Source organism: Algibacter sp. R77976, from assembly GCF_044594645.1.
Classification (GTDB): Bacteria; Bacteroidota; Bacteroidia; order Flavobacteriales; family Flavobacteriaceae; genus Algibacter_B.
This window is the reverse complement of sequence record NZ_CP138989.1, coordinates 3,703,774-3,727,954: the sequence shown is the minus strand read 5'-3', so window position 1 is coordinate 3,727,954 and position 24,181 is coordinate 3,703,774. Positions and strand designations below refer to the sequence as shown.

The window sequence follows — 24,181 nt, the reverse complement described above, 5'->3', positions numbered from 1 at the left end:
TTTCAAAGTGCTAAATTATAAATAACGTTTTGTTATTTGGTATTTTTAAATTGGTATTTTATCTTTCAGCATGCAAGAAGACTTCCTACATTATATTTGGAAACATAAAAAATTTCGAATTAATAATTTAAAAACAACATCTGGAGAGCCTATTTTAGTAACTTCAGTTGGTCAGCATAATTTTAATTCGGGTCCAGATTTTTTTAATGCTAAACTAAAAATAGGAGAGCAGTTATGGGCTGGTAATGTTGAAATTCATATTAAATCTTCCGATTGGTTTTTGCATAATCACGAGCAAGACAAAGCTTATGATAATGTTATTCTTCATGTAGTTTGGGAAGATGATACTGAGGTGTTTAGAAAAAACAACACTATAATTCCAACATTAATTTTGAAAGATGTTGTAGATGAGTCACTACTTAACAATTATAAAAAACTCTTTTCAAAAGACGGCAAATGGATAAATTGTGAAAACGATTTTGCTACCACAGATGATTTTATTCTAGGTAATTGGTTAGAACGCTTGTATTTTGAGCGTTTAGAACGTAAATCTGAAACAATCCAAACCCTTTTGGAAGAGTCTAAAAACGATTGGGAAGCTGTATTTTTTAAAATGCTAACTAAAAACTTTGGGTTAAAAGTAAACGGCGATTCATTTTTTAGTTTAGCTAATGCTCTAGATTTTTCAATAATTAGAAAAACACAATCAAAACCCGAAGTTTTAGAAGCTTTACTGTTTGGTCAAGCAGGTTTGTTAGAAGACGATATTGAGGGCGCTTATTACTTAAGGTTGGTAAAAGAGTATCAATTTTTAAAGCAAAAGTTCAAACTAACAAACTCGAATGTATTACCCATTCAGTTTTTTAGATTGCGTCCACCAAATTTTCCAACTATAAGGTTGTCCCAATTAGCCGCTGTATATAACAAACACCAAAATTTATTTTCTAAAATAATCGAGAGTAATAATTTAGAAGATTTCTATGAACTTTTTAAAGTATCAACTTCAGAGTTTTGGAAAACCCATTACACGTTTCAAAAGGAGTCTAAAGCTTCAACTAAAACGCTTTCAAAATCATTTGTAGACTTATTACTTATCAACACTATTCTTCCAATTAAATTTAGCTACGCCAAGCAAAAAGGTCTAGAAATAGATTCAGAAATAATAAAAATTGCTTCGCTTTTAGCTTCAGAAAAAAATAGTATTGTGACTGCGTTTAATGGTTTGCGAAAAGTATCTAAATCATCATTAACTTCTCAAGCGTTAATTCAGCTTAAAATAGAATATTGCGATAAAAATAGGTGTTTAAAGTGTGCTATAGGAAACTCTCTAGTCAACAAATAAGGCTTTAAGTTTTTAAACTAAAAAAGGAAATCTTAAATTGCAGCATGAACAATATTTATAAACCCTTATTGTTTTTTCAAAAGCACGGATATTATGTTTGCCAACGTATAGCCGACCGTTTTGGAATTAGAGCCAAAGTAGTTAGAACGTCCTTTATGTATTTAACCTTTGTTACTGTTGGTTTTGGTTTTGCAGTTTATCTGTTTTTAGCCTTTTGGATGCGTATTAAAGATTTGGTTTATACTAAACGTTCATCTGTTTTTGATTTATGAGTAACCCATTAATAAAATTTTTTAGAACAAAAATTTATACAGCCATTTTTCTACTGGTTGTTATTATGCTTATTGGGGTTTTTGGTTATATGATGATTTCTGACTATTCATTAGTCGATGCGCTTTATATGACTGTAATTACCATGACCACAGTTGGTTTTGGTGAGGTTGTTCCGTTAGACGACCAATCTAAAATTTTCACCATATTCTTAATTTTAGCAAGTGTTGTAATAGTAGGTTATGCTTTATCTATAATTACAGAATACATTTTAAGTAAAAATGATGTTGAAGAATTAAAACAAAAAAAGATGCAAAAAAAGATTGATAGTTTTAAAAACCACATCGTTATTTGTGGTTACGGGAGAAACGGAAAACAGGCTGCAAGAAAATTAATGGCATATAATAAAGAGTTTGTAGTTATAGAGAAGAATAAAGAAATGGAAGAACGTTTACAATTAGATGAGGTGGCTTATGTTATTGGAAACGCTAATGAAGACGAATATCTAGTAGCATCGGGTGTAGAAAGAGCATCATGTTTTATTTCAGCATTACCAAATGATGCAGATAATTTGTTTGTAGTACTTTCTGCAAGACAATTAAATAGTAAAATGAATATTATTAGTCGCGCATCAAATGAATCGTCTTACGATAAACTAAAGTTTGCAGGAGCAGATAATGTTATTTTACCCGATAAAATAGGAGGCGACCATATGGCATCATTAGTTGTTGTTCCTGGTTTAATGGAGTTTATTGATAATTTATCTATTGTAGGGAAATCAAATATTAATATTGAAGAAGTAGCTGTAGAAAAATTATTTAAAACAACCAATAAGCGCAGAACGATTAGAGATTTAGATCTTCGTAATAAAACAGGCTGTAGCGTAATTGGTTATAAAGATGAAAATGGAGAGTATATGGTAAATCCAGAGGCAGAGTTGGAGTTAGCTCCTAATTCAAAAATTATTGTTTTAGGAAGACCAGAACAAATAGAAGCCTTAAATTCTGAGTACGATATCGATTAGGAAACAAACTATTTTAACAGCTATTGTTTTAAAAAATCATTTTTTTTTAGCATCTTGCTAGCTATTACTAAGAATCTTCCAAATAAAAATTAATTAACACAAACCTTATGAAGAAATATCTTCTTTCAATATTCACAATAATAATTCCATTTTTAACATTTTCACAAGAAGCAGCCGAAAAAGGTATCGATCAAATTATTGATGAAAAATTTGGAGATGCGACTGGTTGGTTTGTTAGTGCTGTTTTTTATCAAATACCTTTTACGGATACGGTTAGTGTGTATTGGGTATTGTTTCCATTAATTTTAGGCGCACTTTATTTTACAGTTTATTTTAATTTTATAAATTTTAAAGGTTTTTTTACATCCGTTAATATTGTTAGAGGAAAATATGATGATTTAGAGGAAAGAAAAAATCATAAGGTAGAGATTTCAAAATCTAAATTCACAGATGAAGAAGATAACCCAGATACCATTAGAGTAGAAGGTCATGATGGAGAGGTATCTCACTTTCAAGCATTAACAGCGGCGTTATCTGCAACAGTAGGTTTAGGTAATATTGCTGGAGTTGCAATTGCAGTTTCTATTGGTGGTGCAGGAGCAACCTTCTGGATGATTATTGCAGGGTTTTTAGGAATGGCTTCAAAGTTTGTAGAATGTACACTTGGTGTAAAATATAGAGATATTGAAGATGACGGAACGGTTTACGGTGGTCCAATGTATTACTTAACCAAAGGTTTAAAATCTAAAGGTCTTGGTGGTTTAGGTAAAGTTCTGGCGGTATTGTTTGCCATATTTGTAATTGGTGGTTCGTTTGGTGGCGGAAACATGTTTCAAGTTAACCAAGCTTTCCAATTAGTAGAAAATATTACTGGAGGCGAAAATTCATTTCTTCATGGAAATGGGTGGGCTTTTGGTGTAGTAATGGCCATTTTAGTTGGTATAGTAATTATTGGAGGTATTAAAAAGATAGCTAAAGTAACAGATAAGATTGTACCATTTATGGTAGCCATATATGTGGCAGCTTCGTTATTTGTAATTTTTGCTAATTATACTATGATTGGTGATGCATTTGCACAAATATTTAATGGCGCATTTAGCCCAGAGGGTATTGCAGGTGGTGCTGTTGGTGTTTTAGTTCAAGGGTTTAGACGTGCGGCGTTTTCAAACGAAGCAGGTATTGGATCGGCTTCTATTGCGCATTCAGCAGTAAAAACGAAGTACGCAGCTAGTGAAGGTATGGTAGCTTTATTAGAACCTTTTATTGATACGGTTGTGGTTTGTACTATGACGGCTTTGGTTTTAATTATTACAGGAAATGTAACAGCAGAAAATGCATCTTTAAACGATGCTCAAGCTATATTGTTAACTTCTGGAGCATTTGAATCTGCTATTTCATGGTTCCCGTATGTATTAACCATTGCAGTAGTGTTATTTGCATTCAGTTCTATGATATCTTGGTCTTACTATGGTTTCCAAGGCTGGTCTTATTTATTCGGAAGAACTAAAAAAGCAGAGTACTCTTATAAAATTTTATTCTGTTTATTTGTTATTGTAGGGTCTGCGGCAAGTTTAGGCTCTGTAATTGGGTTCTCTGATGCTATGGTATTTGCAATGATGGTACCAAATATGGTTGGTCTTGTATTATTAGCGCCTAAAGTAAAAAGCGAGTTAAATAAGTATATGGATGCTATAAAAACATTGAAGAAATAATATAAAATGAAACATTTTAAATCCCATTTCACGTTTTCTAAAGAACAGCGGAATGGGATTTTTTTATTGCTTATACTCATTGTAATATTTCAATGTGTTTATTTTTTTGTTGATTTCTCATCAAATAATGTTCAAGTAAACCAAGAGGAACTTTCAAAATACACGAAAGAGATAGATTCTTTAAGGCTAGTGAAGTTAGAAGAAAGTAAACCTAAAATATATCCTTTCAATCCAAATTACATTACAGATTTTAAAGGATCTTCTTTAGGGATGACTAATGAAGAAATTGATAGATTATTAGCATTCAGAAAACAAAATAAATGGATAAACTCTGCCAAACAATTTCAAGACGTTACACAAGTTTCGGATTCATTATTAAATAGGATATCTCCTTATTTTAAACTCCCAGAATGGGTAACCAACCCTAAGCCCAAAACAAATCCAACTTACAGCTATAACACTAAGCCTAAAACCTACGCTCAAAAGCAAGATTTAAATACAGCTACAGCACAGCAACTTCAAAAAGTAAATGGTGTAGGTAAAGTATTTTCAGAGCGTATTATAAAATATAGAAATAAATCGGCAGGAGGTTTTATTGCAGACGTTCAGCTTCTCGATGTTTACGGCTTAACGCCAGAGGTTGTAGAAAAAATCACGAATCAATTCACAGTAAAAACGCCTAAAGCTATTCAAAAAATAAATGTGAATACAGCAACTATAGACGATTTGGTTACCATTCCGCATATAGATTACGATTTGGCTCACAACATTATAGAGCAGCGCCAATTAAGAGAAGGTTTTAAATCGATAACCGAATTAAATAAAGTAAAAGACTTCCCGGTAAATAAAATCAAGATAATTGAATTATATTTGCACTTCGAAAAAGAAAAATAAATGAATAGCATGTACTTCACAGAAGAGCATAATCTTTTTAGAAAAAGCCTTCAAGATTTTTTACAAAAAGAAGTCGTTCCACATATCGAAAAATGGGAACAAACCGGTCAGATTGAAAGATTTATTTGGAAAAAATTTGGAGACATGGGCTTCTTCGGGATAAATTATCCTGAAGCTTATGGAGGGATGAATCTAGATTTATTCTACACCGTTATTCTACTTGAAGAACTTCAAAAAATAAATTCAGGTGGTTTTGCAGCGGCAATTTGGGCGCATGTGTATTTAGCAATGACGCATTTAAATGCCGAAGGCGACGAAGCCATTAAGCAAAAATACCTAGCACCAAGTATAGCAGGCGATAAAATAGGCTGTTTATGTATCACAGAACCATTTGGCGGAAGCGATGTAGCAGGTATGCGCACAACAGCTGTAAAAAATGGAGACCATTACATAATTAACGGTTCAAAAACATTTATTACAAATGGAGTTTTAAGCGACTATCTAATTGTAGCAGCCAAAACAACACCAGATTTAGGTAATAAAGGCATTAGCATATTTATTTTAGATAGAGACATGGACGGCATATCTGCAACCAAACTAAATAAATTAGGCTGGAATGCATCAGATACTGGAGAAATAGCTTTCGATAATGTAAAAGTACCCATAACAAACCTAATGGGAGAAGAAAATAAAGGCTTCTCATATATTATGCAACACTTCGCTTTAGAGCGTTTAATAATGGGAATTAATGCCCATGCGCGAGCAGAATTTGCTCTAGAGTACGCATTGCAGTATATGAGCGAGCGCGAAGCATTTGGTCAAACCATCAATAAATTTCAAGCCTTAAGACACAATTTGGTAGACTTGTATTCAGATATGGAGATAATCAAATCATTTAACTATGCCGTGGCCTCAAGATTAAATAAAGGCGAGTATGTAGTTAAAGAAGCTACCATGTCCAAGCTAAAATCTACAAAAATGGCCGATGAGGTTATTTACCAATGCCTTCAGTTTTTAGGCGGCTATGGTTACATGGAAGAATACCCAATGGCACGTTTACTGCGCGATAGTAGACTAGGGCCTATTGGCGGCGGAACTTCGGAGATACTTAAAGAGATTCTCGCTAAAATCATAATTGACAAGAAAGAATATAGGCCAGCGACTTAATTATGGTCACTTCGAGTGATTTCGATTTTTCTTCGAAATTGTATCGAGAAGTTGGGCGTTACCTAAAGGTCGGGCTTGGAGCCTGTCTTGAGCCAAGCCGAAAGGCTGCAAGTCCTCGCACCTCCTGCGTCGGGCTGTGGGCTATTCACTTCAATCCCTAACGCGTTTGTTTGCTGGTTTTTGTTTTTAAATTGGAGGATTTTTGTTTTGAGTGGTTCGTTTAAAGTGTTTGTGTAAGATTAGTTGCGTGTTTAAGTAACTAATTTAGCAATTAATTTTACACGATGTTGGCTTTAGTTTTTTGCAAATTTAATTAGTGGTGTAATGTTTCCATTATCAGCTTTTCTTAAAGCTTTTATATATTCTTTTCTTGTTTCGTTAGCTTTAACCATATTTGATTGATGCCACGAGAATATTTCTTTCCCAAATATTGATTCCATAATTATGTCCGCCATCATTCTTGAATGCCTTCCATTTCCATTTGGGAAACAATGAATAGATACTATTCTATGCTTGAATCTAATAGCTATTTCTTCAGCTTGAAAAGTTTTGTTTTCTATCCAAAATTTAGTGTCGTCTAATAAATTCTTTATTTCAACTCCAACTTGTGTCCATTTAATTCCAATGTTTTTATCTGTTTTTCGAAATTCACCTGCCCATTTCCAGACATCTCCATACATTTTTTTGTGTAAATCTTTTATGAACTTTTCAGTCAATATTTTTTCAAGTTTTAAATTAGCTCTAATAGTCCATTCCACAGCTTTTTCAATATTTAACTGTTCAAATTCATCGAGCTCTCCTTGTGTAGTTATTGACTTTATTTTGAGACCTTCTTTCTCTTCTTCATCCAAAGGTGTTTGGCCATCTTTGTATTCAAATTTTAATCCCATAATGACTTTCGCATCTCTCGTTTTATTTCGTTAGCAAGCTCCTTAATTGTTTTAGATATCTTTTCATCTCCAATTCCTTGGTCCTCTAATTTCATATTTTGATTGGTTCTTAACACTATTCTTTGGGCCAGTTTTTCTGCTTTTATTTCTATCAAATCGTCTATGGTCCCCTCTTTTGGGACCAGTGCATAGACCAATTTTAGTTCTATAGTTGCGGCAACTTCTTTTAAGGTGTTTAGTGTTACTGTCCCATTTGCTTCGCTTTCTTCAATCTTTCTAACTCCTTGACGAGTTATATTCAGTTTGGTGCCGAGTTGAGCCATTGTCATATTTAGAGAATTACGAATAGTATTTATCCATCCTCTTTCTGGGACCAGGACCGTTCTTGTTTTAAGAAATGGCTTTAGTTTTTGGTCTAATTGTTCAATCATTAATTTTTGCTTATTTCTCACTTTTTAAGATAGTTTTAGTTTAAAATATATTTTATATGTAAACTATTAGGTTTACAAATATATAAAAAAGTAAACAGATAAGTTTACAAAAAAAAACAAAAAGTAAACTATTAGGTTTACAAAAATACAAGAAAGTAATCTGTTAGGTTTACTTTTGAGGATGAAGTGAAATAAAAACCAATACAAAGATAAAGTTCCGTTTCAATGAACTTTATTGATTGTTAAACGAATTTCGACATTTTTTCTGACAAAATCAAGTGTCAATCCTCTAAAAAAATCACTTAAATAAACTAATCCATTTAATTGTAAATTCTAAATTACTTTTTATATTTGCGGCCAGAAAATTCTAAAAGAGAGGAGGTTAAGACACTATGTTAAAAATTCCAGTAAAAGAAGGAGAAAATATAGATAGAGCATTAAAGCGTTACAAACGTAAGTTTGTTAAAACAACGGTTAAAAATCAGTTGAATGAGCGTAAGCAGTTTACTAAACCTTCAGTAGAGCGTAGAGCGCAAGTTAAAAAAGCGCAATACATTCAAACATTAAGAGACGCAGAAGAAGTATAGAGACTTACTTTTTTTACAATCAAACCATACAATCCCGCTTCATGTACAGAACTTGTTTCAGTATCTAGCGGGATTTTTCATTATAATAAAGAGTAATTTGTCATGTCGACAGAGCAAAGCATGAGCAACGAGACATCTCATATCTTGAGATTCCTTCTCGAGACATATTCAAAATAGCATAGCGCTTTCATTCAAAATATATTAAAAGTTGTAACTTAGAACTCTTAAACCTAATTATGTTGTTTAATTCATTTACAGATTATCTACTGCTAGAAAAAAACTATTCTAAGTTAACTGTAAACGCATACCAGAATGATTTAGAAGACTTTTCAAGCTTCATATTAAACGAATACGAAACCAATTCAATAAATCAAGTTAATTATTCGCAAATAAGAAATTGGATTGTATCACTTGTAGAAAGCGGAATATCAAACCGTAGTATAAACCGAAAAGTTTCAGCATTAAACACCTATTATAAGTTTCTTTTAAAAATGGGAGATATTAATAGTAACCCATTATCGAAACATAAAGCCTTAAAAACAAGTAAAAAAGTGCAGATTCCATTTTCTGAAGCAGAAATAAAATCTGTTTTAGACGATTTAAGTTTTGCAGACGATTTTGAAAGTTTAAGAAACAAGTTCATAATAGAATTGTTTTACTCCACAGGAATAAGGCGCATAGAACTAGTAGAGCTCAAGTTATCTAGTTTAGATTTGCATAATAATACGTTAAAAGTCTTAGGAAAAAGAAATAAAGAACGCATAGTACCGTTATTAAAATCTGTAATACAAACAGCGGTTAAGTATTTAAAAGCAAGAAATACATTAGAAACTGTTTTAGACGACGAGCAGCTCTTTTTAACCAAAAAAGGCGTTAAAATATACGAAACACTTGTTTACAGAATAATAAATGAGTATTTTAGTTTAGCATCTTCCAAGGTAAAGAAGAGTCCGCATATACTCAGACACTCCTTTGCTACGCATTTATTAAATGAAGGTGCAGATTTAAATGCAGTTAAAGAGCTTCTGGGACATTCCAGTTTAGCTGCTACACAAGTCTATACCCATAATAGTATAGCAGAATTAAAAAAAGTACATTTAAATGCTCATCCAAGAAATAAAAAGTAGCATTTATAAAATTATTGTTTAACCAAAACTAGAAGTATGAAAGTAAACACGCAATCGGTTAATTTTAATGCAGATCAAAAGTTGATAGATTTTATTCAACAGCGAATGGATAAATTAGATATGTATTATGATAAAGTTATTAAATCTGACGTTTTTTTGAAAGTTGAAAATACAAGTAATAAAGAAAATAAAATATTTGAAGCAAAAGTTAGTGTCCCAGGAGATAGCTTTGTAGTAAAAAAACAATGTAAAACCTTCGAAGAAGGTGCAGATATGGCGGTTGCATCACTAGAAAGACAACTAAAAAAGAGAAAAGAAAAATTAAGAGCACATTTATAATAAAATTTTTCAAAAAATGTTTTGAATAAAGTAAAAAATCTATACATTTGCAGTCCGTTAGAAATAGCGGGCTTTTTTTATGTGGTTTTTTAGTAAAAAAAATCTTAAAAAGCCGATGTAGCTCAGCTGGCTAGAGCAGCTGATTTGTAATCAGCAGGTCGTGGGTTCGAGTCCCTCCATCGGCTCAAGTTCTTTAAAATATTGAAATAAGTTAATTGGGGAGATACTCAAGCGGCCAACGAGGGCAGACTGTAAATCTGCTGACTACGTCTTCGCAGGTTCGAATCCTGCTCTCCCCACAATTAATTTAAATTTAGGAGTTGTCAAAAGTTTACTTTTGTAAATCTGTTTTTTTAAATTGATTGGATTGGGTAGCCCAATACAGGATCAACGACCAAAGTGGTTAGTCCAGCTTTTTTTAATTTTTTTTGAAATATTGAAACCTTTTAAAATTAACAAGATGTGTTTTCTGTTTCCTTTTTTTGGAATTTGGAATTTGCTTTTTGGAATTTTTAATAAAATTGCGAGAGTAGCTCAGTTGGTAGAGCGTCAGCCTTCCAAGCTGAATGTCGCCAGTTCGAACCTGGTCTCTCGCTCTAAAATTCCTGCGAAGGCAGGAATCTCTTCTTTCATAATTAATACAATCAAAAAAAGATTGTTTTGAGAGAAAAGGAAATAAATACTTTACGCCGGTGTAGCTCAGGGGTAGAGCGTTTCCTTGGTAAGGAAGAGGTCACGAGTTCAAATCTCGTCATTGGCTCTGTTTAGAGTTAAAAAAATAGAACACATTAATATTATTATATAACTAAGATTTAAAATTATTTAAAAACATGGCAAAGGCAACTTTCGATCGTTCAAAACCACACTTAAACATTGGTACAATTGGACACGTAGATCACGGTAAAACAACTTTAACTGCTGCTATTACTAAAGTATTAGCTGATGCAGGTTTATCTGAAGCAAGAGATTTCGATCAAATTGATAACGCTCCAGAAGAAAAAGAAAGAGGTATAACAATTAATACTTCACACGTAGAATATCAAACAGAAAATCGTCACTACGCACACGTTGACTGTCCAGGTCACGCCGATTACGTAAAGAACATGGTAACTGGTGCTGCTCAAATGGATGGTGCTATATTAGTAGTAGCTGCAACTGATGGTCCTATGCCACAAACTCGTGAGCATATCTTATTAGGTCGTCAGGTAGGAATTCCTCGTATCGTTGTTTTCTTAAACAAAGTTGATATGGTTGATGATGAAGAGCTATTAGAATTAGTAGACATGGAAGTTAGAGATTTATTAAACTTCTACGAATATGATGGTGATAATGGACCTGTTGTTTCTGGATCTGCTTTAGGTGCACTTAACGGTGAGCAAAAATGGGTTGATACTGTAATGGAATTAATGGCGCAAGTTGATGCTTGGATTGAAGAGCCGTTAAGAGAAGTTGATAAAGATTTCTTAATGCCAATCGAGGATGTATTCTCTATTACTGGTCGTGGAACTGTTGCTACAGGTCGTATCGAAACTGGTATTGCTAATACAGGAGATCCTGTTGAAATTATTGGTATGGGAGCTGAAAAGTTAACATCTACAATTACTGGAATTGAAATGTTCCGTCAAATATTAGATAGAGGAGAAGCTGGAGATAACGCTGGTATCTTATTAAGAGGTATTGAGAAATCTCAAATCTCAAGAGGTATGGTAATCTGTAAGCCAGGTTCTGTAACTCCACATGCTAAATTTAAAGCTGAGGTTTATATCCTTAAAAAAGAAGAAGGTGGACGTCACACTCCATTCCATAACAACTACCGTCCACAGTTCTACGTACGTACAACTGATGTAACAGGAAACATTGCGCTTCCTTCAGGTGTTGAAATGGTTATGCCTGGAGATAACTTAACTATTACTGTTGAGTTAATTAACACAATTGCAATGAACGTAGGTTTACGTTTCGCTATCCGTGAAGGTGGTAGAACAGTTGGTGCAGGTCAGGTAACTGAGATATTAGACTAATACAGTTTAAATAAATATTATAAGCTAAGGTATTTCGTTTTTACGGAATACCTTGACTTATGTTTACGGGCGTAGCTCAGTTGGTAGAGCACTGGTCTCCAAAACCAGGTGTCGGGAGTTCGAGCCTCTCCGCCCGTGCAATATAAAATTGAGTAGCATTTCAATTTAGATTAAAAAAATAAATAACATGGCTGGAATTGTAAATTATATTAAAGAATCATTCGGAGAACTAAAGAATAATGTAACATGGCCTTCTTGGGCTGAGGCGCAAAGTTTAACAGTTTTAGTGGCTGTGTTCTCTATTATATTTTCACTAGCTATTTGGGGTGTAGATACAGTTTTTAGTAAAGTTATAGCAGCTTACTTTCAATGGATTAACGGTTAAAAAGTAGATTTATGTCTGAAGTAAGTGAAAAAAAATGGTATGTTGTTCGTGCAGTAAGCGGTCAAGAAAACAAAATCAAGGCCTATATTGAGAGAGAAATCGAACGTTTAGGTTTAGAAGATTATGTTGATCAAGTACTTGTACCAACAGAAAAAGTGATCCAAATCCGTAACGGAAAAAAAATACAAAAAGAAAAAACATTCTTTCCAGGTTATATTATGGTGCAAGCCAATTTAACCGGAGAAGTTCCTCATATTATAAGGTCGGTTACTAATGTAATTGGTTTTTTAGGTGAAACTAAAGGCGGTGACCCCGTGCCATTAAGACAATCTGAAGTAAACAGAATGTTAGGTAAGGTTGATGAATTATCTGTTGAAGAAACTGCAAATGTTGCGATTCCTTTCACTAAAGGTGAAACGGTAAAAGTTATTGACGGACCTTTCAATGGATTTGATGGAACGATTGAGAAAATTAATGAAGAAAAGCGTAAGCTTGAAGTAATGGTTAAAATTTTCGGAAGAAAAACACCATTAGAATTAAGTTATATGCAAGTTGAAAAAGTATAATAGTGTTACAGTAAGATAGATGAGTCTTTCGCTTCCAATTGAAAGATAACATCAAAATTAAATTAATTATTAAAATGGCAAAAGAATTAGGTAAAGTAGTTAAGTTACAAGTTCGGGGAGGTGCTGCGAATCCATCGCCACCGGTTGGACCCGCTTTAGGAGCCGCTGGTGTTAACATCATGGAGTTCTGTAAGCAATTCAATGCCAGAACCCAAGATAAAGCAGGTAAAGTATTACCAGTTGTTATCTCTGTTTACAAAGACAAATCATTTGACTTTGTAATTAAGACTCCACCAGCAGCAGTTCAATTATTAGAATCTGCAAAAGTGAAGAAAGGATCTGGAGAGCCAAACCGAAAAAAAGTAGCTAAAGTAACTTGGGATCAGGTTAAAACCATCGCAGAAGACAAAATGGTAGATTTAAATGCATTTACTATCGAGTCTGCTATGAAAATGGTTGCTGGTACAGCAAGATCGATGGGAATAACTGTAACAGGGAAGTTTCCTTCTTAATCTATTAAAGACATTAGAAAATGGCAAGATTAACAAAAAAGCAAAAAGAAGCTTTAGCAAAAATTGAGAAAGGTAAAATTTATTCTGTTGATGAAGCATCAGCATTGATTAAAGAAATTACCAATACTAAGTTCGATTCTTCAATTGATTTGGCTGTACGTTTAGGAGTAGATCCTCGTAAAGCTAACCAAATGGTAAGAGGCGTGGTTTCATTACCACACGGAACTGGTAAAGATATGAAAGTATTAGCATTAGTAACACCAGATAAAGAAGCAGAAGCTAAAGAAGCTGGTGCCGATTACGTTGGTTTAGATGAGTACCTTGATAAAATTAAAGGTGGTTGGACAGACGTTGACGTTATCGTTACTATGCCAAGTGTTATGGGTAAATTAGGTCCTTTAGGACGTGTATTAGGTCCTCGTGGTTTAATGCCTAACCCAAAAACAGGTACAGTTACTATGGATGTTGCAAAAGCAGTTAGCGAAGTAAAAGCTGGTAAGATTGACTTTAAGGTTGATAAAACTGGTATTGTACATGCAGCTATTGGAAAAGCATCTTTTAGTGCTGATAAAATTGCAGGTAATGCAAATGAATTATTAACAACATTAATGAAACTAAAACCGACAACGGCTAAGGGAGTTTATGTAAAAAGCATATTTATGTCTTCTACAATGAGCCCAAGTTTAGCTATTGATCCTAAAATTGGTTAATTAAGTTAAAACTTTAAATTATGACAAGAGAAGAAAAATCACAAGTAATTGAGGACTTAACTGCAGAATTAGCTAATAATTCAAATATCTATTTAACAGATATTTCAGGATTAAATGCAGGAACTACCTCAAATTTGCGTCGTGCTGCTTTTAAAGCAAACGTGCAAATGGCAGTTGTTAAAAATACATTACTTGAAAAAGCAATGGAAGCTTCAGATAGAGATTTTGGAGACCTTCCATCTGTTTTAAAAGGAAATACATCTGTGATGTATTCTGAAACAGGTAATGCACCAGCTAAGTTAATTAAAACTTTCCGTAAGAAATCAGAGAAGCCTTTATTAAAAGGAGCTTTTATTGAGGAAGCAGTTTATATTGGCGATGAGCAATTAGACATGTTAGTTGATATTAAGTCTAAAGAAGAGTTATTAGGAGAGATTGTTGGATTATTACAATCGCCTGCTAAAAACGTTATTTCTGCACTTAAATCAGGTGGCGGAACATTAGCTGGACTTATTAAAACACTTTCTGAGAAATCAGAATAGTATTAAATAGTACGCACTTTATTACAAATATATTATTATTACAAAATTATTAAAACGATAGAAAAATGGCAGATTTAAAAGATTTCGCAGAACAATTAGTTAACCTTACTGTTAAAGAAGTAAATGAGTTAGCAACTATATTAAAAGATGAGTATGGTATCGAGCCTGCTGCTGCTGCTGCAGTTGCTGTTGCTGGTCCTGCTGGTGGTGGAGACGCTGCAGAAGCTCAAACTGAATTTGATGTTATCTTAAAAGCGGCAGGTGGTTCTAAACTAGCTGTTGTAAAATTAGTTAAAGAATTAACTGGTTTAGGATTAAAAGAAGCTAAAGGTTTAGTTGATGATGCACCAAGTGCAATCAAAGAAGCTGTAACTAAAGATGAAGCGGAAGCTTTAAAAGCATCTTTAGAAGAAGCTGGAGCTGAGGTAGAGCTTAAGTAAGCTTAATTACTCAACAATACAAAGGTTTAGGTATATCCCGCTTTTAGCGGGATAACACCTAGACCATTTTGCGTATATAATGATATAGGTAAATAAAATGCAAAAACAGCCTTCTATTAGGTTAGAATTTGAGCTGTTTTACTAGTGTTTAAAAGCACTATCAAAATATTTTTTAATCAAAATTCCGTCCATTGATGTTATCAACACAAGCTGAAAGATTAAATTTCTCGTCTATTGTAAATAAGACAGAATACCCAGATTTCTTGGATATTCAGATTAAATCCTTCCAGGATTTTTTCCAATTAGAAACAAAATCTGAAGAAAGAGGAGATGAAGGTTTATATAATACCTTCATGGAAAACTTTCCAATTACAGATTCTCGTAATCAATTCGTATTAGAATTTTTAGATTACTTCGTAGATCCGCCAAGATATGCTATTGAAGAGTGTATTGAAAGAGGATTAACATATAGCGTTCCGCTTAAAGCAAGGTTAAAGTTATATTGTACAGACCCTGAACATGAGGATTTCGAGACCATTGTTCAAGATGTATATTTAGGAACTATACCTTATATGACACCTTCTGGTACATTTTGTATCAATGGTGCAGAACGTGTTGTTGTATCACAGTTACACCGTTCACCAGGGGTTTTCTTTGGTCAATCTTTCCATGCAAATGGAACAAAATTATATTCAGCAAGAGTTATACCATTCAAAGGATCTTGGATTGAGTTTGCAACAGACATCAATCAAGTGATGTATGCATACATTGATAGAAAGAAAAAATTACCAGTTACAACGCTTTTCCGTGCTATCGGTTTTGAGCGTGATAAAGATATTTTAGAGATTTTCGACCTAGCAGAAGAAGTTAAGGTTTCAAAATCTGGATTAAAAAAATATGTAGGAAGAAAATTAGCTGCACGTGTACTTAATACATGGCATGAGGATTTTGTTGATGAAGATACAGGAGAAGTAGTATCAATTGAGCGTAATGAAATTGTGCTTGATCGTGATACTGTTATAGATAAAGAAAATATTGAAGAAATTCTTGAAGCTGAAGTAAAAACTATTCTTTTACATAAAGAAAGTACAGAACAAGGAGATTATGCTATTATTCATAATACACTTCAAAAAGATCCAACAAACTCTGAGAAAGAGGCTGTTGAACATATTTATAGACAATTACGTAATGCTGAGCCGCCAGATGAGGAAACAGCACGTGGTATTATAGATAAGTTATTCTTCTCAGATCAACGTTACTCTTTAGGAGAAGTTGGTCGTTATAGAATGAACAAAAAACTAGGTCTTGATATTGGAATGGATAAGCAAGTGCTTACTAAAGAGGATATCATTACTATTATAAAATATTTAATCGAGCTTATCAATTCTAAAGCTGAGATTGATGATATTGATCACTTATCTAACCGTCGTGTACGTACTGTTGGTGAGCAATTATCTTCTCAATTTGGTGTTGGTTTAGCACGTATGGCACGTACTATTCGTGAGCGTATGAACGTTCGTGATAACGAAGTATTTACACCAATAGATTTAATTAATGCTAAGACATTATCGTCTGTAATTAATTCATTCTTTGGAACAAACCAGTTATCTCAATTTATGGATCAAACCAATCCACTAGCTGAAATTACGCATAAGCGTCGTTTATCAGCTCTTGGACCAGGAGGTTTATCAAGAGAAAGAGCAGGTTTTGAGGTTCGTGATGTACACTATACACACTACGGTCGTTTATGCCCAATTGAAACTCCAGAGGGACCAAATATTGGTTTAATTTCTTCACTTTCTGTATTTGCAAAAGTGAACTCTATGGGATTCATTGAAACGCCATATAGAAAAGTAACTGATGGTGTTGTAGATATTAAAAATGATCCAACATATTTAAGTGCTGAAGAAGAGGAAGAAAAATTAATCGCACAAGCAACTATTGAGGTTGATGATAGTGGTAAAATTTTACATGATAAGGTAATTGCTAGAATGGAAGGTGACTTCCCTGTAATTGATCCTAATGAGCTTCATTATACAGATGTTGCGCCAAATCAAATTTCATCTATATCGGCTTCGTTAATTCCGTTCTTAGAACATGATGATGCGAATAGAGCCTTGATGGGATCTAACATGATGCGTCAAGCTGTACCATTATTAAGAGTTGATGCACCAATTGTAGGAACAGGTTTAGAGCGTCAAGTAGCTTCAGATTCTAGAGTATTAATTAATGCTGAAGGAACTGGTGAAGTACTTTATGTTGATGCAAATGAAATTAAAATTAGATATGATCGTACTGAAGATGAAGCTAAAGTAAGTTTCGATTCTGATGTTAAAACATATCAATTAGTAAAATTCAGAAAAACGAATCAAGGAACTTCTATCAACCTTAAGCCAATTGTAGTAAAAGGAGATAAAGTTTCTAAAGGTCAAGTTTTATGTGAAGGTTATGCTACACAAAAAGGAGAGCTTGCCTTAGGTAGAAATATGAAAGTAGCCTTTATGCCTTGGAAAGGGTATAACTTTGAGGATGCAATTGTAATTTCTGAAAAAGTTGTTCGTGAAGATATTTTTACTTCAATTCATATAGATGAGTATTCTTTAGATGTTAGAGATACTAAGTTAGGTAATGAAGAATTAACAAATGATATTCCAAATGTTTCAGAAGAGGCTACTAAAGACTTAGATGAATTCGGAATGATTCGCGTTGGTGCTGAAGTTAAGCCTGGTGATATCTTAATTGGTAAGATTACTCCAAAAGGAGAATCTGATCCAACTCCTGAAGAAAAATTATTACGTGCTATATTTGGAGATAAAGCTGGTGATGTTAAAGATGCATCTTTAAAAGCTTCGCCTTCATTACATGGTGTTGTAATTGAAAAGAAATTATTCGCAAGAGCGGTAAAAGATAAGCGCAAAAGAGCTCAGGATAAAGATGATATCATGGCTTTAGAAGCGCAATATGATAGAAAGTTTGATGAGTTAAAAGATGTGTTAGTTGAAAAATTATTTGCTATTGTAAATGGTAAAACAGCTCAAGGTATCTTTAATGATTTAGGTGAAGAAGTATTACCAAAAGGTAAAAAATTCACACTTAAAATGTTAAACGCTGTTGATGATTATGCGCATTTAGTGTCTGGTAAATGGACTACAGATGATCATACTAATAAATTAGTAGCAGATTTAGTTCATAACTATAAAATTAAAGAGAACGATTTACAAGGGGCGCTGCGTCGCGAGAAATTTACAATTTCTGTAGGTGATGAGTTACCAGCAGGTATTATCAAATTAGCTAAAGTTTATATCGCTAAGAAACGTAAACTTAAAGTTGGTGATAAAATGGCAGGGCGTCACGGTAACAAAGGTATTGTTGCTCGTATTGTTCGTCAAGAAGATATGCCGTTCTTAGAAGATGGAACGCCTGTTGATATTGTATTAAATCCACTTGGTGTACCGTCTCGTATGAACATTGGTCAGATTTATGAAACTGTTCTAGGTTGGGCAGGTCAAAAATTAGATCGTAAGTATGCAACACCAATTTTTGATGGTGCAAATATCGATCAGATTAATGCTCTAACAGATGAAGCAGGAATACCAAGATACGGGCATACATATTTATATGATGGTGGAACTGGAGCACGTTTTGATCAACCAGCAACAGTTGGTGTGATTTACATGCTGAAACTAGGACACATGGTAGACGATAAAATGCACGCACGTTCTATAGGACCTTACTCATTAATTACACAACAACCATTAGGTGGTAAAGCACAATTTGGTGGTCAGCGTTTTGGTGAGATGGAAGTTTGGGCACTTGAGGCTTATGGAGCATCAAGTACTTTACGCGAGATCTTAACTGTAAAATCTGATGATGTTATTGGTAGAGCCAAAACTTACGAAGCAATCGTAAAAGGCGAGCCAATGCCAGATCCAGGTTTACCAGAATCATTCAACGTACTTATGCACGAATTGAAAGGTTTAGGTTTAGACATCAGATTAGAGGAGTAGTTAATTAATTAAATTCATTTCAACCATTTATTATGGCAAGAAAACAAGATAAAAATACAGTTAAGAGATTTAATAAAATCTCAATTGGTTTAGCATCACCAGAGTCTATTTTAGCAGAGTCTAGAGGTGAAGTTTTAAAACCTGAAACTATCAATTATCGAACTCACAAACCTGAACGTGATGGTTTGTTCTGTGAGCGTATTTTTGGTCCTGTAAAGGATTATGAGTGTGCTTGTGGTAAATATAAAAGAATTCGCTACAAAGGTATTGTTTGTGACCGTTGTGGTGTAGAAGTAACAGAAAAGAAAGTACGTCGTGATAGAGTAGGACACATTAATTTAGTGGTTCCTGTTGCTCATATCTGGTACTTCCGTTCTTTACCAAATAAAATAGGTTATTTATTAGGCTTACCATCTAAGAAATTAGATATGATTATTTACTACGAGCGTTATGTAGTAATTCAACCAGGTAATGCTAAAAATGAAGAAGGTGAACCATTACAAAAAATGGATTTCCTTACTGAAGAAGAATACCTAAATGTATTAGAATCACTTCCTCAAGATAATCAGTATTTAGATGATGAAGACCCAAATAAGTTTTTAGCTAAAATGGGTGCTGAATGTTTAATTGACTTATTAGCAAGAATTGATTTAGAATCTTTATCATACGAGTTACGTCATAAAGCAAATACTGAAACGTCTAAACAACGTAAAACAGAAGCTTTAAAACGTTTACAAGTTGTTGAGTCTTTAAAAGAATCAAATAACAATCGTGAGAATCGTCCAGAATGGATGATTATGAAAGTTGTGCCAATTATTCCGCCAGAATTACGTCCGTTAGTGCCGTTAGATGGTGGTCGTTTTGCAACTTCAGATTTAAATGATTTATACCGTCGTGTAATTATCCGTAACAACCGTCTTAAAAGATTAGTTGAGATAAAAGCACCAGAAGTAATTTTACGTAATGAAAAACGTATGTTACAAGAATCTGTTGATTCATTATTTGATAATACTCGTAAGTCTTCAGCTGTAAAAACAGATTCTAATAGACCATTAAAATCATTATCAGATTCACTTAAAGGTAAGCAAGGGCGTTTCCGTCAAAACTTACTTGGTAAGCGTGTTGATTATTCTGCACGTTCGGTAATTGTTGTTGGACCAGAATTAAGATTATTCGAATGTGGTATTCCAAAGAATATGGCAGCTGAATTATACAAGCCTTTTGTAATTAGAAAATTAATTGAAAGAGGTATTGTAAAAACAGTAAAATCTGCAAAGAAAATTATAGATAAAAGAGAGCCTGTAGTTTGGGATATCTTGGAGAACGTTCTTAAAGGACACCCAATATTACTAAACCGTGCGCCTACTTTACACAGATTGGGTATACAAGCTTTCCAACCAAAATTAATTGAAGGGAAAGCAATCCAGTTACACCCATTAGTATGTACAGCATTTAACGCCGATTTTGATGGTGATCAAATGGCGGTACACTTACCATTAGGACCAGAAGCTATATTAGAATGTCAATTATTAATGTTGGCATCTCATAATATCTTAAATCCAGCGAATGGATCACCGGTAACGGTACCTTCTCAGGATATGGTACTTGGTTTATACTATATGACTAAGTTACGCAAGTCTACACCAGAAGTGCCAATTTTAGGTGAAGGGTTAACTTTTTATTCTCCAGAAGAAGTAGAAATTGCTTTTAATGAGAAAAGAGTGGATTTGAATGCTGGTATTAAAGTTAGAACTATCGATATTAATGAAGATGGTAAACTTGATAGAATGATTGTTGAAACTACTGTTGGTAGAGTATTATTTAACCAACATGTTCCTCAAGCAGCTGGATATATTAATCAAGTATTGACTAAAAAGTCACTACGTGATATTATTGGTGATATTCTTAAGGTAACATCTGTACCTGAATGTGCTGATTTCCTAGATGCTATTAGAACTTTAGGGTTTAAATTTGCATTCCAAGGTGGATTATCATTCAGTTTAGGAGAATATTATTATACCGCCGGAAAAGCAAGGTATGATTGATAAAGCTAATGGATTAGTAGACGGTATTACTGGAAACTATAACATGGGGCTTATTACAAATAACGAACGTTATAACCAGGTTATTGATATTTGGACATCTACAAATGCTGAATTGACAGAATTGTCAATGAAACGTATTAGAGAAGACCAACAAGGATTTAACTCGGTGTTTATGATGCTTGATTCTGGAGCTCGTGGATCTAAAGAACAGATTCGTCAGCTTACAGGTATGCGTGGATTAATGGCAAAGCCTAAAAAATCTACTGCAGGTGGTGGATCTATTATTGAAAATCCAATTCTTTCTAACTTTAAAGAAGGTCTTTCAATTTTAGAATACTTTATCTCTACTCACGGTGCACGTAAAGGACTTGCAGATACGGCTCTTAAAACTGCCGATGCAGGTTACTTAACACGTCGTTTAGTAGATGTTTCTCAAGATGTTATTATCAATACTGAAGATTGTGGTACATTAAGAGGTGTTGAAGTTGAACCATTGAAAAAGAATGATGAAGTAGTTGAAAAACTAGAAGAAAGAATTGTTGGTCGTGTATCTTTAAATGATGTTCACGATCCATTAACTGATGAGTTATTAGTTTCTGCTGGTCAATTAATTGAAGATGATATAGCAAAAGCTATTGAAGCGTCTCCAATTGATAGCGTAGAAGTACGTTCAGCATTAACTTGTGAAGCATTACAAGGTATTTGTGCTAAATGTTACGGTCGTAACTTAGCTACAGGTAAAATGGTACAACGTGGTGAAGCGGTTGGTGTAGTTGCTGCACAATCAATTGGTGAACCTGGTACACAGTTAACACTTCGTACATTCCACGTAGGTGGTATTGCAGGTAACATTTCAGAGGATAACAATTTATCTGTTAAGTTTGATGGTGTTGCTGAAATTGAAGATTTAAAAACAGTTAAAGGTCAAGACGGTGAAGGAAACGATATTGATATCGTAATCTCTAGAACTTCTGAACTTAAACTTATTGATAAGAAAACAGGCATTGTTTTAAGTACTAATAATATTCCTTATGGTTCTGCTATTCAAATAAAGAATGGTGATAAACTAAGTAAAGGAGATGTTGTTTGTACTTGGGATCCATATAATGGTGTTATCGTTTCAGAATTTGCTGGTAAAGTAAGATATGAAAACGTAGAGCAAGGTGTAACGTACCAAGTTGAAATTGATGAGCAAACAGGTTTCCAAGAGAAAGTAATTTCGGAGTCTAGAAATAAAAAACTTATTCCTACACTTCATATTGAAGACTCTAAAGGAGAAACTATGCGTTCTTACAACTTACCAGTTGGAGCTCACTTAATGATTGATGATGGTGATAAGATTGAAGTTGGTAAGATTTTAGTTAAGATACCTCGTAAATCTTCTAAAGCAGGTGATATTACCGGTGGTTTACCTCGTGTAACTGAGTTATTCGAAGCACGTAACCCATCTAACCCAGCAGTAGTTAGTGCTATTGATGGTGTGGTATCTTTCGGAAAAATTAAGAGAGGTAATCGTGAGATTATTATAGAATCTAAAACTGGTGATATTAAGAAGTACTTAGTGAAATTATCAAGTCAAATTCTTGTACAAGAAAATGATTTCGTAAAAGCTGGTATGCCACTATCTGATGGTTCTATAACACCTAACGATATCCTTAATATAAAAGGCCCTTCTGCAGTTCAACAATACTTAGTAAATGAAGTACAAGAAGTATATCGTTTACAAGGTGTGAAGATTAATGATAAGCACTTTGAAGTTGTTGTAAGACAAATGATGCGTAAAGTTAGGATCATTGATTCTGGTGATACTATTTTCTTAGAAGATCAATTAGCTCATAAAGCAGATTTTATCAAAGAAAATGATGATATCTTTGGAATGAAAGTGATTGAAGATGCTGGAGATTCTGCTAATCTTAAAGCTGGTCAAATTATCTCTCCACGTGAGTTAAGAGATGAAAACTCAATTTTAAGAAGAGAAGATAAAGCATTGGTAACAGCTAGAGATGCACAACCTGCAACGGCTACACCAATACTTCAAGGTATTACAAGAGCATCGCTTCAAACGAAATCGTTTATATCTGCTGCATCTTTCCAAGAAACAACTAAAGTACTTAACGAAGCAGCTGTTGCTGGTAAAGTAGACACTTTAGAAGGCTTGAAAGAGAATGTAATTGTTGGACATAGAATTCCAGCAGGTACAGGTATGAGAAGTTATTCTGATATCATTGTTGGCTCTAAAGAAGAGTTTGATGAAATGATGCAAGTAAAACAAGAGTTGAATTATAATTAAATGAGATTCCAATCTCACTTTAGTGAGGTTGGATAATCTAATTTACTCCCGCGAAGGCGGGAATATATAAAACAAAAAGCCTTCATGTATATCACTTGAAGGCTTTTTTAATTAAATTATTAAAGTAGTTATGGCAGAAGAAAAAAACAACCCAAAACAGGGTCAGATTAATATTGAACTTGATGAGAAAATAGCAGAGGGAACCTACTCAAACCTTGCGATTATAAACCATTCGGTTTCGGAGTTTGTTGTAGACTTTGTAAACATTATGCCAGGAGTTCCTAAAAACAAAGTTAAGTCTAGAATTATTTTAACACCGCAACATGCTAAGCGTTTGTTTAAAGCATTAGGAGAGAATATTACTAGATTTGAAAATGCTCATGGTGAAATAAAAGATTACGAGCAGCCTCCAATACCGCTGAATTTTGGCCCAACCGGGCAAGCTTAATATATTCTATAAAAGAAAACTAATTAGAGTATAAATTAAGAGGTGCTTGAAATATTTGTTACGAGCAACCTCCAATACCGCTGAATTTTGGCCCAACCGGACAAGCATAAAAAAAAATCCTTTGAAATTTCAAAGGATTTTTTTTGTTTATAAAACGAGTTCTTTTTTAGTAAGATTATATTTTAATGCACCAGAAGGACATTTTTTAACTTGCTCAATAATTTTTTCAGTAGATGCACCATTAATATCTACCCAAGGGATTACAGAGTTTCTAAATACATTGGACAGTTGATTAGCGCATGTATCTGATTGTGTACATATACAAGGATCGTAGGTAACAGTAATAGCTCTATTACTAAATTCTTTATCGTTAATTTTCATAATCTAATCAATTTGGGGTGTGATGCTTTCAAATATATAATTAGCAATAGTTTC

General features: G+C 33.7%; 21 protein-coding genes, 5 tRNA genes and 1 pseudogene. 24 read left to right on the top strand and 3 right to left on the bottom strand.

Annotated features, from left to right (window positions below; translation table 11 throughout):
* Window positions 1-70 precede the first annotated feature (70 nt).
* The 6 genes from SJY43_RS16045 (at window position 71) to SJY43_RS16020 (ending at window position 6,409) form a co-directional block, all read left to right on the top strand.
* The gene (locus SJY43_RS16045; RefSeq protein WP_396601739.1) at window positions 71-1,342 is read left to right on the top strand and encodes a DUF2851 family protein; all 1,272 of its coding nucleotides are present in this window, start codon (window positions 71-73) and stop codon (window positions 1,340-1,342) included.
* Between the two features lie 44 nt (window positions 1,343-1,386).
* Window positions 1,387-1,614: a PspC domain-containing protein gene (locus SJY43_RS16040; RefSeq protein ID WP_396601738.1), complete on the top strand. Its 228-nt coding sequence runs from the start codon at window positions 1,387-1,389 to the stop codon at window positions 1,612-1,614.
* Window positions 1,611-2,636, top strand: a complete 1,026-nt coding sequence (locus tag SJY43_RS16035) for a potassium channel family protein (protein ID WP_396601737.1) — start codon at window positions 1,611-1,613, stop codon at window positions 2,634-2,636. Before SJY43_RS16040 ends, SJY43_RS16035 begins: the two co-directional genes overlap by 4 nt.
* 107 nt (window positions 2,637-2,743) lie before the next feature.
* A complete protein-coding gene (locus tag SJY43_RS16030) occupies window positions 2,744-4,348 on the top strand; it encodes an alanine/glycine:cation symporter family protein (RefSeq protein WP_396601736.1) in 1,605 nt (534 codons plus the stop codon).
* Window positions 4,349-4,354: 6 nt separating this feature from the next.
* The gene (locus tag SJY43_RS16025) at window positions 4,355-5,242 is read left to right on the top strand and encodes a ComEA family DNA-binding protein (protein WP_396601735.1); all 888 of its coding nucleotides are present in this window, start codon (window positions 4,355-4,357) and stop codon (window positions 5,240-5,242) included.
* Window positions 5,243-6,409 carry an acyl-CoA dehydrogenase family protein gene (locus SJY43_RS16020; RefSeq protein WP_396601734.1) on the top strand — a complete coding sequence of 389 codons (1,167 nt, stop codon included), beginning with the start codon at window positions 5,243-5,245 and terminating at the stop codon, window positions 6,407-6,409.
* Window positions 6,410-6,702: 293 nt separating this feature from the next.
* Here the strand turns inward: SJY43_RS16020 and SJY43_RS16015 are convergent, their stop codons facing one another.
* Window positions 6,703-7,299, bottom strand: coding sequence for a mobile mystery protein B (locus tag SJY43_RS16015; protein ID WP_396601733.1), 597 nt, complete (start codon window positions 7,297-7,299; stop codon window positions 6,703-6,705).
* Complete coding sequence (locus SJY43_RS16010; protein ID WP_396601732.1) at window positions 7,290-7,730, bottom strand: mobile mystery protein A; 441 nt, start codon at window positions 7,728-7,730, stop codon at window positions 7,290-7,292. Before SJY43_RS16010 ends, SJY43_RS16015 begins: the two co-directional genes overlap by 10 nt.
* Before the next feature lie 392 nt (window positions 7,731-8,122).
* Between SJY43_RS16010 and rpsU the strand changes: the two genes are divergently transcribed.
* From rpsU to SJY43_RS15920, 18 genes and pseudogenes are all read left to right on the top strand, one after another.
* Window positions 8,123-8,317: a 30S ribosomal protein S21 gene (gene rpsU, locus SJY43_RS16005; RefSeq protein ID WP_396601731.1), complete on the top strand. Its 195-nt coding sequence runs from the start codon at window positions 8,123-8,125 to the stop codon at window positions 8,315-8,317.
* 236 nt (window positions 8,318-8,553) lie between these two features.
* The gene (locus SJY43_RS16000) at window positions 8,554-9,444 is read left to right on the top strand and encodes a tyrosine-type recombinase/integrase (protein ID WP_396601730.1); all 891 of its coding nucleotides are present in this window, start codon (window positions 8,554-8,556) and stop codon (window positions 9,442-9,444) included.
* 36 nt (window positions 9,445-9,480) lie between these two features.
* Window positions 9,481-9,783: a ribosome hibernation-promoting factor, HPF/YfiA family gene (gene hpf, locus SJY43_RS15995; protein ID WP_298498810.1), complete on the top strand. Its 303-nt coding sequence runs from the start codon at window positions 9,481-9,483 to the stop codon at window positions 9,781-9,783.
* A gap of 111 nt (window positions 9,784-9,894) precedes the next feature.
* Window positions 9,895-9,968 (top strand) — tRNA-Thr (locus tag SJY43_RS15990).
* A 32-nt stretch (window positions 9,969-10,000) separates the two neighbouring features.
* Window positions 10,001-10,082, top strand: a tRNA-Tyr gene (locus SJY43_RS15985).
* 224 nt (window positions 10,083-10,306) lie between these two features.
* A tRNA-Gly gene (locus SJY43_RS15980) sits at window positions 10,307-10,379 on the top strand.
* A 92-nt stretch (window positions 10,380-10,471) separates the two neighbouring features.
* Window positions 10,472-10,543 (top strand) — tRNA-Thr (locus SJY43_RS15975).
* A 70-nt stretch (window positions 10,544-10,613) separates the two neighbouring features.
* Entirely contained in the window at window positions 10,614-11,801 is a 1,188-nt protein-coding gene (gene tuf / locus SJY43_RS15970; protein ID WP_396601729.1) for an elongation factor Tu, read from the top strand.
* A 65-nt stretch (window positions 11,802-11,866) separates the two neighbouring features.
* Window positions 11,867-11,939 (top strand) — tRNA-Trp (locus tag SJY43_RS15965).
* Window positions 11,940-11,988: 49 nt separating this feature from the next.
* Entirely contained in the window at window positions 11,989-12,186 is a 198-nt protein-coding gene (gene secE / locus SJY43_RS15960; protein WP_396601728.1) for a preprotein translocase subunit SecE, read from the top strand.
* 11 nt (window positions 12,187-12,197) lie between these two features.
* Complete coding sequence (gene nusG / locus SJY43_RS15955; protein ID WP_396601727.1) at window positions 12,198-12,752, top strand: transcription termination/antitermination protein NusG; 555 nt, start codon at window positions 12,198-12,200, stop codon at window positions 12,750-12,752.
* A gap of 74 nt (window positions 12,753-12,826) precedes the next feature.
* On the top strand, window positions 12,827-13,264 hold the full coding sequence (gene rplK, locus SJY43_RS15950; protein ID WP_396601726.1) for a 50S ribosomal protein L11: 438 nt from the start codon (window positions 12,827-12,829) through the stop codon (window positions 13,262-13,264).
* A gap of 20 nt (window positions 13,265-13,284) precedes the next feature.
* Complete coding sequence (gene rplA / locus SJY43_RS15945; RefSeq protein ID WP_298555192.1) at window positions 13,285-13,974, top strand: 50S ribosomal protein L1; 690 nt, start codon at window positions 13,285-13,287, stop codon at window positions 13,972-13,974.
* A 20-nt stretch (window positions 13,975-13,994) separates the two neighbouring features.
* Complete coding sequence (gene rplJ, locus SJY43_RS15940) at window positions 13,995-14,516, top strand: 50S ribosomal protein L10 (RefSeq protein ID WP_396601725.1); 522 nt, start codon at window positions 13,995-13,997, stop codon at window positions 14,514-14,516.
* A gap of 65 nt (window positions 14,517-14,581) precedes the next feature.
* The gene (rplL, locus tag SJY43_RS15935) at window positions 14,582-14,956 is read left to right on the top strand and encodes a 50S ribosomal protein L7/L12 (RefSeq protein ID WP_396601724.1); all 375 of its coding nucleotides are present in this window, start codon (window positions 14,582-14,584) and stop codon (window positions 14,954-14,956) included.
* 194 nt (window positions 14,957-15,150) lie between these two features.
* Window positions 15,151-18,963 (top strand): DNA-directed RNA polymerase subunit beta, encoded by a 3,813-nt coding sequence (gene rpoB / locus SJY43_RS15930; protein ID WP_396603425.1) that lies wholly within the window; start codon window positions 15,151-15,153, stop codon window positions 18,961-18,963.
* A gap of 32 nt (window positions 18,964-18,995) precedes the next feature.
* Window positions 18,996-23,298: pseudogene (rpoC, locus tag SJY43_RS15925) on the top strand (DNA-directed RNA polymerase subunit beta').
* Between the two features lie 130 nt (window positions 23,299-23,428).
* Window positions 23,429-23,746: a DUF3467 domain-containing protein gene (locus SJY43_RS15920; RefSeq protein WP_396601723.1), complete on the top strand. Its 318-nt coding sequence runs from the start codon at window positions 23,429-23,431 to the stop codon at window positions 23,744-23,746.
* Window positions 23,747-23,893: 147 nt separating this feature from the next.
* Here SJY43_RS15920 and SJY43_RS15915 read toward each other — a convergent pair whose 3' ends face one another.
* Entirely contained in the window at window positions 23,894-24,127 is a 234-nt protein-coding gene (locus tag SJY43_RS15915) for a (4Fe-4S)-binding protein (RefSeq protein ID WP_396601722.1), read from the bottom strand.
* Between the last annotated feature and the right edge of the window lie 54 nt (window positions 24,128-24,181).

What these genes read in the sequence shown, in the direction of transcription:
- rplA (WP_298555192.1), top strand. Translation starts at nt 13,285, where the DNA reads ATGGCAAGATTAACAAAAAAGCAAAAAGAAGCTTTAGCAAAAATTGAG.
- SJY43_RS16010 (WP_396601732.1), bottom strand. Translation starts at nt 7,730, where the DNA reads ATGATTGAACAATTAGACCAAAAACTAAAGCCATTTCTTAAAACAAGA.
- SJY43_RS16025 (WP_396601735.1), top strand. Translation starts at nt 4,355, where the DNA reads ATGAAACATTTTAAATCCCATTTCACGTTTTCTAAAGAACAGCGGAAT.
- secE (WP_396601728.1), top strand. Translation starts at nt 11,989, where the DNA reads ATGGCTGGAATTGTAAATTATATTAAAGAATCATTCGGAGAACTAAAG.
- SJY43_RS16035 (WP_396601737.1), top strand. Translation starts at nt 1,611, where the DNA reads ATGAGTAACCCATTAATAAAATTTTTTAGAACAAAAATTTATACAGCC.
- tuf (WP_396601729.1), top strand. Translation starts at nt 10,614, where the DNA reads ATGGCAAAGGCAACTTTCGATCGTTCAAAACCACACTTAAACATTGGT.
- SJY43_RS16045 (WP_396601739.1), top strand. Translation starts at nt 71, where the DNA reads ATGCAAGAAGACTTCCTACATTATATTTGGAAACATAAAAAATTTCGA.
- SJY43_RS16000 (WP_396601730.1), top strand. Translation starts at nt 8,554, where the DNA reads ATGTTGTTTAATTCATTTACAGATTATCTACTGCTAGAAAAAAACTAT.
- SJY43_RS16030 (WP_396601736.1), top strand. Translation starts at nt 2,744, where the DNA reads ATGAAGAAATATCTTCTTTCAATATTCACAATAATAATTCCATTTTTA.
- rplK (WP_396601726.1), top strand. Translation starts at nt 12,827, where the DNA reads ATGGCAAAAGAATTAGGTAAAGTAGTTAAGTTACAAGTTCGGGGAGGT.
- SJY43_RS16020 (WP_396601734.1), top strand. Translation starts at nt 5,243, where the DNA reads ATGAATAGCATGTACTTCACAGAAGAGCATAATCTTTTTAGAAAAAGC.
- SJY43_RS16040 (WP_396601738.1), top strand. Translation starts at nt 1,387, where the DNA reads ATGAACAATATTTATAAACCCTTATTGTTTTTTCAAAAGCACGGATAT.
- rpsU (WP_396601731.1), top strand. Translation starts at nt 8,123, where the DNA reads ATGTTAAAAATTCCAGTAAAAGAAGGAGAAAATATAGATAGAGCATTA.
- SJY43_RS16015 (WP_396601733.1), bottom strand. Translation starts at nt 7,299, where the DNA reads ATGGGATTAAAATTTGAATACAAAGATGGCCAAACACCTTTGGATGAA.
- nusG (WP_396601727.1), top strand. Translation starts at nt 12,198, where the DNA reads ATGTCTGAAGTAAGTGAAAAAAAATGGTATGTTGTTCGTGCAGTAAGC.
- rplJ (WP_396601725.1), top strand. Translation starts at nt 13,995, where the DNA reads ATGACAAGAGAAGAAAAATCACAAGTAATTGAGGACTTAACTGCAGAA.
- SJY43_RS15915 (WP_396601722.1), bottom strand. Translation starts at nt 24,127, where the DNA reads ATGAAAATTAACGATAAAGAATTTAGTAATAGAGCTATTACTGTTACC.
- SJY43_RS15920 (WP_396601723.1), top strand. Translation starts at nt 23,429, where the DNA reads ATGGCAGAAGAAAAAAACAACCCAAAACAGGGTCAGATTAATATTGAA.
- rpoB (WP_396603425.1), top strand. Translation starts at nt 15,151, where the DNA reads ATGTTATCAACACAAGCTGAAAGATTAAATTTCTCGTCTATTGTAAAT.
- rplL (WP_396601724.1), top strand. Translation starts at nt 14,582, where the DNA reads ATGGCAGATTTAAAAGATTTCGCAGAACAATTAGTTAACCTTACTGTT.
- hpf (WP_298498810.1), top strand. Translation starts at nt 9,481, where the DNA reads ATGAAAGTAAACACGCAATCGGTTAATTTTAATGCAGATCAAAAGTTG.